Annotated in this window: 8 protein-coding genes; 1 reads left to right on the forward strand and 7 read right to left on the reverse strand. The window is 69.4% G+C overall.

All coding sequences use genetic code 11. The features are described 5' to 3' along the window. Positions 1-225 precede the first annotated feature (225 nt). The 7 genes from V6U90_RS22270 to pruA form a co-directional block, all read right to left on the reverse strand. Positions 226-1,011, reverse strand: coding sequence for an SDR family NAD(P)-dependent oxidoreductase (locus tag V6U90_RS22270; RefSeq protein WP_334439922.1), 786 nt, complete (start codon positions 1,009-1,011; stop codon positions 226-228). Between the two features lie 42 nt (positions 1,012-1,053). Beyond that, positions 1,054-1,743, reverse strand: coding sequence for a GntR family transcriptional regulator (locus V6U90_RS22275; RefSeq protein ID WP_334439925.1), 690 nt, complete (start codon positions 1,741-1,743; stop codon positions 1,054-1,056). 69 nt (positions 1,744-1,812) lie between these two features. Beyond that, positions 1,813-2,592, reverse strand: a complete 780-nt coding sequence (locus V6U90_RS22280; RefSeq protein WP_334439927.1) for an acetoacetate decarboxylase family protein — start codon at positions 2,590-2,592, stop codon at positions 1,813-1,815. 37 nt (positions 2,593-2,629) lie between these two features. Continuing rightward, complete coding sequence (locus V6U90_RS22285) at positions 2,630-3,379, reverse strand: amino acid ABC transporter ATP-binding protein (protein WP_334439929.1); 750 nt, start codon at positions 3,377-3,379, stop codon at positions 2,630-2,632. A 3-nt stretch (positions 3,380-3,382) separates the two neighbouring features. Then, positions 3,383-4,480 (reverse strand): amino acid ABC transporter permease, encoded by a 1,098-nt coding sequence (locus V6U90_RS22290; protein WP_334439931.1) that lies wholly within the window; start codon positions 4,478-4,480, stop codon positions 3,383-3,385. Between the two features lie 2 nt (positions 4,481-4,482). After that, the gene (locus V6U90_RS22295) at positions 4,483-5,352 is read right to left on the reverse strand and encodes an ABC transporter substrate-binding protein (RefSeq protein ID WP_334439933.1); all 870 of its coding nucleotides are present in this window, start codon (positions 5,350-5,352) and stop codon (positions 4,483-4,485) included. Positions 5,353-5,488: 136 nt separating this feature from the next. Beyond that, complete coding sequence (gene pruA, locus V6U90_RS22300) at positions 5,489-7,123, reverse strand: L-glutamate gamma-semialdehyde dehydrogenase (RefSeq protein ID WP_334439936.1); 1,635 nt, start codon at positions 7,121-7,123, stop codon at positions 5,489-5,491. A 464-nt stretch (positions 7,124-7,587) separates the two neighbouring features. Between pruA and V6U90_RS22305 the strand changes: the two genes are divergently transcribed. After that, on the forward strand, positions 7,588-9,138 hold the full coding sequence (locus V6U90_RS22305; protein ID WP_334439939.1) for a ricin-type beta-trefoil lectin domain protein: 1,551 nt from the start codon (positions 7,588-7,590) through the stop codon (positions 9,136-9,138). The last annotated feature ends 24 nt before the right edge of the window (positions 9,139-9,162 follow it).

Genomic DNA, 9,162 nt, shown 5'->3' on the forward strand with positions numbered 1-9,162 from the left:
GCCGCCCGCTCGTGCCGGCGTTTCGGTGAACGTTCGACCTCCGAGCCCTGCCGTCCCGGGGCGCCGCTGCCCGGATGCCGCCGCCCTCGGGCCGACTCACCGCCGCTGTCGTGTTTGTTGTGGTTCTGACTACCCATGGGCAGCGCGTACCCGGTAAGCCCGCCGCTAGTCACCCGTCCGCGCGGTCCGCCTCGTCCGCCGGGCGAGTGGCGGCACGGCAACCGGCTACAGCGAGACGACCCAACCGCCGTCGACGGTGAGGGTGTGCCCGGTGACGTACGCGGACGCGTCCGAGGCGAGGAACACCACCGCGCCGGCCAGGTCGCCCGGCTCGCCGACCCGGCCCAGGGGGATGTGCCCGGCCACCAGTTCGTCCTCGGCGTCCCTGGTGGGCATGAGGTCGGCGGTCATCTCCGTGCGCATGTAGCCCGGGGCGATGGCGTTCACCCGAATGCCGTGCCTGCCCCACTCGTAGGCGAGGTTCTTCGTCAGCTGCACGACGGCGGCCTTCGACGCGTCGTACACCGAGGACCGCTCGCCGTCGACGACCAGGCCGCCGATGGAGGCGAGGTTGATGATCCGGCCCCCGCCGCGCAGTCGCATGGCCCGCGCGGCGCGCTGGGCCACGAAGTACGTGCCGCGCAGGTTGACCCCCAGGGTCAGGTCGAACTCGGTGACGGTGGCGGTCAACGCGCTGTTGCGCAGCGACACGCCAGCGTTGTTCACCACCACGTCGGGAACGCGGCCTTGCTGTTCGAGGGCGCCGAACGCGGCCTCGATGCTGTCGAGGGAGGTGACCTCCAGCGCCAGCGGAAGCGCGCGGACGCCCTGCTGGCGCAGGTGGTCGCACGCCTGCTCGGCCCGGTCCGCCGTCAGATCGGTCGCGATGATCTCGGCGCCGGCCTGGCCGAGGGCGAGGGCCTGGGCGCGGCCGAGACCGCCGTGGGCGCCGGTGACCAGGGCGCGTGCTCCGTCGAGGGTGAACAGGGATGTCAGTGCGGCCGATGGCACGGCGCCGTCCTTTCCGGCGGCTCGGGCACGCCCCTCGGGCGGCTACAGGCCGTAGTTGGTGAGGATCTCGAACACCTGCTGGGAGTCGTGGCGGACGTGCTCGCGCATCTGCTCGGCGGCGGTGGCGGCGTCATCGTCGGCGACGGCCGCCGCGAGGGGACGGTGGTCCACCCCGGTCCAGTCCGGGGTGGTGACCACCTTGGAGCAGAAGTACCACTGCCGCAGGGCCAGGTTGAAGTAGATCCGGGCGGTCGTCTTGAGGTACTCGTTGCGGCTCATCAGGTAGATGCCCTGGTGGAATGCGGCGTCCAGGTCGATGCACCGTTGCAGGTCGGTCGTACGGGCCTGCTCCTCGGCGAGCGCGACGAGTTGTTCCTTCTCCGCTTTCGAGCCGCGGCGGCAGGCCAGCGTCGTGGCCAGGGACTCCAGTTCCAGTCGCAGTTCCATGACCGAGCGGGAGTCCTTGAGCGCGATCTCGGTGGCGTAGGTGCCGCTGCGCGGGTAGATGACCACCAGCTTCTCGAACTCCAGCCGCCTGATGGCCTCGCGCACCGGGGAGAGCCCCACACCGAGGTCGGCCCGCAGGTCGTTCTCGACGAGCCGGTCCCCGGGCATGATCTCGGCGCGGACGAGTCGAGAGCAGAGGCTGGCGTAGGCCGATTGGCTCAGCAGGGCGTTGCCCGTCTGGTCAATGCCGACGAGCGCGCCCTTTCCGACGTACTCCGACAACATCGCGATTCCTTCCCCACGTCGTGCGCCGCTTCTGCACAGCGGCCCGCACTCTGGCAAGCTACCGGACGGTTACGGGCGCTCCCACGCTCCGGCGCGGGACGGGCCGCCGAGAAGGTCGTCGATCACCGTCGAGATGCCGTGCTCCACAGTGCAGGCATAGTCCCCGACGGAGAACTCCCCGCCGAGTACCTCGACCACCTTCAGTTCGACGCCGTTGACCGAGAGCGCGTCGGTGAGCTCGACGGCTGCGGGTCCGAAGCTCCGGCGCTTGAGGACGAAGTCCTTCGAGGTGTCCCGGGAGACGATCTCAAAGATCCGGAACCCCGGCCCGTCGGCTTCCGGCAGGGCGTGGACCTGAAGGTGCGGGTAGAGGGACATGTCCGCCCAGGTCGCGTTGTCGTGCCCGTCCCCGGGGGTCATCGAGATACCGAAGATCAGCTTGCCGGAGCGGTGCACGGCGCCGGAGACCGCGTCGGCGGTGTCGGTCAGCGCGATGTCGGCGTACTGCTTGGGGTAGCCCCAGACCTCCCGGCCGAAGGCGACGCTCCAGGGCTGGTCCTCGTACTCGAAGAAGTAGTTGACTCCCCGGTGGTCGCCGTAGCGGACGGGGATGACGACACCCGAGTCGTAGAAGGGGCCGGGGGTGGCGTTGCCGAAGTCCGCGATCTGCACGACGAACCGGTCGTCGGCGAGCTCGAACGGGGTTGGCGCGAGCAGCGCCTCCAGGTTCGCCCGGTCCCCTCGACAGTAGACGGAGAGGCTGCGCAGGTCCTTGCACCAGTAGGGCTGGTCGCCGCTCGGGTACCCGAGGTAGGTGAAGAAGTCCCTGGTGTCGTACGTCTTGCTCATCGGTTGGTGTCCCTGACCTTGTCTCGTGAGGGTGGGGCTAGTCCCGGCCGGCTTCGTGGATCTTGCGGAGGAACGACCGGAGTTCGGGCGCGGTGGGTGATTCGAAGATCTGCTCGGGCGGGCCCTGTTCGAGGATCACGCCCCGGTGCAGGAAGCAGACCTTCGATGAGATCTCGCGGGCGAAGGGCATCTCGTGGGTCGTCATCATCATGGTGATGCCGTCGGAGGCGAGTTCCCGGACCAGGTTCAGTACCTCGATCACGAGTTCCGGGTCGAGGGCCGAGGTGATCTCGTCCAGCAGCAGGGCCTGCGGGCGCATGAGCATCGCCCGGGCGATGGCGACGCGCTGCTGCTGGCCGCCGGAGAGTTGCGAGGGGTAGGCGTCGGCCTTGTCGCGCAGGCCCACGCGGTCGAGCATCGCCCGCGCGTTGGCCTCGGCCTCGGCCTTGCTCGCCACGCCGGCGCGGACCGGGGTGAGCGTGCAGTTGCGCAGCACCGTCATGTGCGGGAACAGGTTGTAGCTCTGGAAGACGATCCCGACCCGGCGGCACAGCCCGACCAGGTCGACGCCCTCGCCGGAGACGACGTCACCGTCGAGGAGGATCTGCCCTCCCTGGACGTCCTCCAGCCCGTTGACGCAGCGCAGCAGCGTCGACTTGCCGGAACCGGAGGCGCCGATGAGCGTGACGACCTCGTGCCGGCCGACGGTGAGGTCGACCTTGTCCAGCACGGTGAGGTCGCCGTACCGCTTGGTCACCTCGTCGAACTCGATGAACGCTCGGGACATGGCTCACGCCCCTGTCTTCCTGGCCCCGGTACGGGCGAGCAGGTAGTCGACGAACCGGGTCTGCGGGATGGTGATGAGGACGAAGACGATGCACACGGCGGTCACCGCGGAGAGGTTGAAATCGTTCGCCGAGTAGATCTTGGCCTGGCTGAACGCGTCGATGATGCCGACGACGATCACCAGCGCGGTGTCCTTCTGCAGGCCGATGAAGGTGCTGAGCATGGGCGCGGCGATGTTGCGAGCCATCTGCGGCAGGATGACGAACCGCTGGACGTCGGTCTGGGTCAGGCCCATGGACAGGGCTGCGGCGCTCTGGCCAGGGTTGATCGACTCGATCCCGGCGCGGTACAGCTCCGCGTTGTAGGCGCTGTACGTCATGGCCAGCGCCACGATGGCGTAGACGACCAGCGATCCGCCGCTGAGGAACGGCACCTCGGTCAGCGGCAGGCCGTAGCAGACGAGGTAGATCAGGACGACCGACGGGATGCCGCGGAACACGTCGATGTAGGCGATGGACAGCGCCCTGACCGGGCGGAAGCCCCGGCCCGGCAGTTGCCGGCCGATGGCGAGCACGAGCCCGAAGACCATGGCGAGGACCTGGGCGCCGAGCGCGATCTGGATGTTGATCCACAGGGCGCGGAGGATGTCGAGGAAGCTGCGCGCCATGTACTCGCCGTTGAAGAACGTCTTCTGCACCGCCCCGTCGTTGGTGAAGACCATCAGGGCGAGCACGGCCACCATGGCCAGGCAGCCGCTGAGTCCGAGGGACGAGATGGCGGCACTGCGGGAGTGCGCCGCCGCCCGGCGGGCCTCGACGTACCGGCCGGCCTCCCAGTCCTGCCGGGACCGGTGGCTGCGCCGGTAGGCCAACGAGAGGGGCCAACCGAGCGCGGCGACCGGGAGCGCGGCACCGAGCAGGATCCGGGTGGCGGGTGCGTCGACCAGCATGGTGGCGAGCTGGTAGCACAGGGTCGCGGCCAGGACGGTGAGGACGGCGGCGGCGGTGAGGTAGGCCGTCGTCGACAGTGGCCTGGTCGGAGTGCGGCCGGTACCGGACGTTGTCGGCGGGGCGTCACGTGTCTCGGGTGCCTGTACCTTCATGGTCAGGCACTCCAGTCGGCCAGTTTGTCAGGGTCTCCGCCGAGGATCGGGTTCAGCCACTTGTCCATGATGGCGGCGAGGGTGCCGTCCTTCTCCATGTCGGCGAGGATCTGGTTGACCGCCGTGACGTTCTGCGAGCCCTTGGGGAACAGCGCTGCCACGTCGCCGCCGGCCGGGTACTGTCCGATGACCTCGAGCTTGCCGTCCGAGCTGGCCGCACGGGGCATGACGGTGGCGGTGTCGTTGAGCGCGGCGTCGATCTGCCCGGCCAGTACGGCGTTGAAGAGGTCGTCGTTGGAGGCGAAGACCCGCACCTGCTTGGGCTTGAGCGTCTCGTTGACGTACGTGAGCTGAACGGATCCGGCGAGCACGCCGACGGTGGCCGTCCTGATGCTCTCCTTGGTCAGGTCGGATCCGGTCTTGACGAGGACACCGGTGCGGTAGGTGTTGTAGGGCGTGGAGAAGTCGACGGCCTTGCGCCGTTCGGGTGTGTCGTAGATGTCCCAGACCGCGAAGTCGAAGTTCGAGGTCTTGGCGGTGACGAGGGCCTCGAACGAGGCATTCACCAGCTTGATCCTGCTCAGCCCGGCGCGGTTGGCGATCTCGGCGTCGAGGCAGTACATGTAGCCGCCGTTGACCGATTCGAGAGTGTTGCCCCGGTAGCCGGCCGGGTAGGGCAGCGAGGCGGCGACGGTGAGGGTGCCCTCGGTCATGGTCTTCATCTCGTGGACCGTGGGGTTCGCTGTCACCTCACAGTCGCCGAAACCGGTTGCCCCGGATCCGGCGGACGAGGTGTCCGTGCCGCACGCGGTCAGGGCGAGCATCCCGGTGATGGCCGTGACGACGCCGAGGGAGCGGAGTGACTTCTTCATCTGACACCTCCGTGTCGATGGTCATGAAGCAATGGGGGTGCATGGGAATTTCAGTGAAATGTTAGTGAAGTGTGAACGACGCTACACCTGGTCGGCGGGTCAGTCCAGAGCGAGTTCTGGCTGGTGGGAGCCGCCGTCAGCGGGAGCCCATGTGGGGGTAGCGGTGGTCGCCGGGCGGGTCGAAGGTCTCCTTGATCGACCGCGGCGAGATCCAGCGGGTCAGGTTCGACGCCGCGCCCGCCTTGTCGTTGGTGCCCGAGGCGCGGGAGCCGCCGAACGGCTGCTGCCCGACGACCGCCCCGGTCGGCTTGTCGTTGACGTAGAAGTTGCCGGCGGCGAACCGCAGCCGTTGACCGGCCCAGGCGATCGCCGCCCGGTCGCGGGCCACGACCGCGCCGGTCAGCGCGTACGACGAGAAGGACTCCAGCTGATCGACGGCGTCGGTGAACGCGTCGTCGTCGAAGACGTGCACGGCCAGGATCGGCCCGAAGTACTCGGTGCGGAACATCTCGTCGGTGGGGTCGTCGCTGTGCACGACGGTCGGGCGGACGAAGTACCCGACCGAGTCGTCGACCTCACCGCCGGCGAGCACCGTCAGGGAGTCCCGCTGGCGGGCCCGCTCGATCACGGCCCGGTGCCGGCCGAACGCCCGGGCGTCGATCACCGCCCCCATGAAGTGTGAGAGGTCGGTGACGTCGCCCATCGTCAGCGCCTCCACCTCGGCGAGCAGCGGGTCACGCACCCTGTCCCACACCGACCGGGCCACGTACGCCCGCGAGGCGGCCGAGCACTTCTGCCCCTGGTACTCGAACGCGCCCCGTAGCAGCGCCACCCGCAGCACGTCCGGATCGGCCGAGCCGTGCGCGAGCACGAAACCCTTCCCGCCGGTCTCACCGACGATCCGGGGATACGACCGGTAGCCCCCGAGGTTCGCCCCCACCGTCGACCACAGGTGCTGGAACGTCGCGGTGGAGCCGGTGAAGTGGATGCCGGCCAGGTCGCGATGGGTGAGCGCCACCGCAGAGACATCGAGGCCGTCGCCCGGCAACATGTTGATCACGCCGGGCGGCAGGCCGGCCTCCTCCAGCAACTCCATGATCAGGCTCGCGGCGAGCTGCTGGGTCGGCGCGGGTTTCCAGAGCACCGTGTTACCCATCAACGCCGGCGCGGTCGGCAGGTTGCCCGCGATCGCGGTGAAGTTGAACGGGGTGACCGCGTAGACGAAGCCCTCCAGGGGGCGGTGGTCGGTGCGGTTCCACACCCCACGGGAGTTCGCCACCGGTTGCTCGCCCACGATCTGCCGGGCGTAGTGGACGTTGAAGCGCCAGAAGTCGGCCAGCTCGCACGCGGAGTCGATCTCGGCTTGGACGGCGGTCTTCGACTGGCCCAGCATCGTCGCGGCGTTGAGTCGCTGGCGCCACGGGCCGGCCAGCAGGTCGGCGGCCTTGAGCAGGATCGCGGCGCGGTCGTCGAAGGACAGCTCGCGCCAGGCGGGCGCCGCCTCCCCCGCCGCCGCGATGGCGTCCTCGGTGTCGGCCCGGGTGGAGTTGCGCAACACCCCGAGCACGTGGCGGTGGTCGTGCGGCTGCACCACCGCGATCTCCGCTCCCCCGCCCATCCGGCGGCGACCACCGATCGCGGCGGTCAGCTCCACCTCCCGGCTCTCCTGCCGCGCCAGCTCCCGCTCCAGCGCCACCCGCTCCGGGCTGCCGGGGGCGTAGCTCAGGGTCGCTTCGTTGACCGGGGACGGCGGACTCGTAACGGCATCCACTCTTGTCTTCCTCCATCGACGAAATCCACGGTGCGGCTGAGGCCGGAACGCCGGGCGGGCGCGGTTGGTGACGCGCGGCGGATCGGACCCCGGCCGAGCGCTGACATTACACTAAAATTTCAGATGCACCAGCCCTCGACCTGACGTCTCCGCAGGTCACCCCGGTGCGCCCGGTCCCGGCGCGCTTGGGGCCAAGCAAACCCAGGATCCACGTACCGGCCCGGCGGCCGCGTTGGGCACCTTCTAGGCCTCCACGTAGAGCACCGTCAGGCTGCCCCAGTCCGTGTGCGCCTCCCGCCGCAGCATGCTGCCGCCGGGTGCCAGGTAGCAGTTGACGGAAGCCTTGACATTCGCCTCGGCCGATTGCCAGACTTCTGAGAGAGCGCTCTCACGGACGGCTGGGTCGACAAGGTCCCGCCCTCCGCCACCGGCCGCGCCGCCGGGTCATCGCAGGAAGGACCTCCATGATCACCACATTACGGCTGCTCGCGGTCGGCGTGGTCACCGCCACACTGGCGAGCCTGACCACCCCCGTCCTCGCCGCCGACGCCACCACCCCGGCCGACCCCGTCAGCACCGTCGGCCAGGACGTCCCGCTCGCGCCGGGCATGCTCGAGGCGATGCGCCGCGACCTGCGGCTCACCGACGACCAGATCGCCGACCGGCTCCGCGTCGAGGCCGCCGCCCCGGTCATCGACAAGCGGCTACGCGCCGAACTGGGTACCCGGTACGCCGGGGCATGGATACCGGAGGACGGGCACCGCCTGACCGTCGCCGTAACCGACCCGTCCGCCATCGCCACGGTGCGGGCCGGGGGCGCCGAGGCGGTCGTCGTCCGGCACAGCCGCGCCACGCTCGACAGCGCGCGGACCGCCCTCGACGGACGCAGCGCCGAGGCCGATGCCAGGACCGTGCACGGGTGGTACGTCGACGTCGTGACCAACAGCGTCGTGGTGATGGTCCCGCCGGGCTCCGCAGCCGCGGCGAAGGCCTTCGTCACCGGCAGCGGCGCCGACCCGCGCGTCGTCAGGTTCGTCGACTCGCCCGACGCACCACGGCCCGTGTACGACATCCGTGGCGGTGACCAGTTCGTCATCAACGGCAACACGTTGTGCTCCGTCGGCTTCGCCGTCGCGGGCGGCTTTGTCACCGCAGGCCACTGCGGCAGGACCGGCAGCCCCACCCTCGGCTACAACAACGTCTCCCAGGGCACCTTCGCCGGCTCCTCGTTCCCCGGCAACGACTACGCCTGGGTACGGACCAACAGCAGTTGGACCCCGCGGCCGTGGGTCAACAACTACTCCGGGGGCAACGTGGGCGTGGCCGGGTCCCAGGACGCGGTGATCGGCAGTTCGGTGTGCCGCTCCGGGCGTACGACCGGCTGGCGGTGCGGCACCATCCTCGGCCGCAACGAGACCATCACCTACGCCCAGGGCTCCGTGTCGGGGCTGAGCCGCAGCAACGCCTGCGCCGAGGGTGGGGACTCCGGGGGCGCGTGGATCTCCGGCAACCAGGCCCAGGGTGTCACGTCCGGCGGTACGGGCAACTGCACCACCGGCGGCACCATGTGGTTCCAGCCCGTCAACGAGATCCTCAGCGTCTACGGGCTGTCGCTGGTCAAGACCGGTGGCAGCACGACCCGGTTGATCAGCAACTGGAACAACAAGTGCATCGACGTACCGAGTTCGAACTTCTCCGACGGCGTACCGCTACAGACCTGGACCTGCAACGGCACCAGCGCCCAGTCCTGGACGTTCACCGGCGGCACCCTGCGCACCCAGAACAGCAAGTGCATGGACGTCGCCTGGGGTTCCCGGGACAACGGCGCGGTCATCCAGATCGCCAACTGCAGCGGCAACCCGGCCCAGCAGTTCGTCCTGTCGGCGGCCGGTGACCTGGTCAACCCGCAGGCCAACAAGTGCGTCGACATCAAGGACTGGAACGGTAACGACGGCGCCCGACTGCAGCTGTGGGAGTGCGCGGGCACCTTGAACCAGAAGTGGCGCGCCGGCTGACCCGGCCGGGCACCTGCGCGTCGG

The sequence above is a fragment of the Micromonospora sp. CPCC 206060 genome (assembly GCF_036906895.1).
Classification (GTDB): Bacteria; Actinomycetota; Actinomycetes; order Mycobacteriales; family Micromonosporaceae; genus Micromonospora.

Coding starts and splice junctions, on each gene's coding strand:
- V6U90_RS22275 (WP_334439925.1), bottom strand. CDS start 1,743: ATGTTGTCGGAGTACGTCGGAAAGGGCGCGCTCGTCGGCATTGACCAG.
- V6U90_RS22280 (WP_334439927.1), bottom strand. CDS start 2,592: ATGAGCAAGACGTACGACACCAGGGACTTCTTCACCTACCTCGGGTAC.
- V6U90_RS22285 (WP_334439929.1), bottom strand. CDS start 3,379: ATGTCCCGAGCGTTCATCGAGTTCGACGAGGTGACCAAGCGGTACGGC.
- V6U90_RS22290 (WP_334439931.1), bottom strand. CDS start 4,480: ATGAAGGTACAGGCACCCGAGACACGTGACGCCCCGCCGACAACGTCC.
- V6U90_RS22295 (WP_334439933.1), bottom strand. CDS start 5,352: ATGAAGAAGTCACTCCGCTCCCTCGGCGTCGTCACGGCCATCACCGGG.
- V6U90_RS22305 (WP_334439939.1), top strand. CDS start 7,588: ATGATCACCACATTACGGCTGCTCGCGGTCGGCGTGGTCACCGCCACA.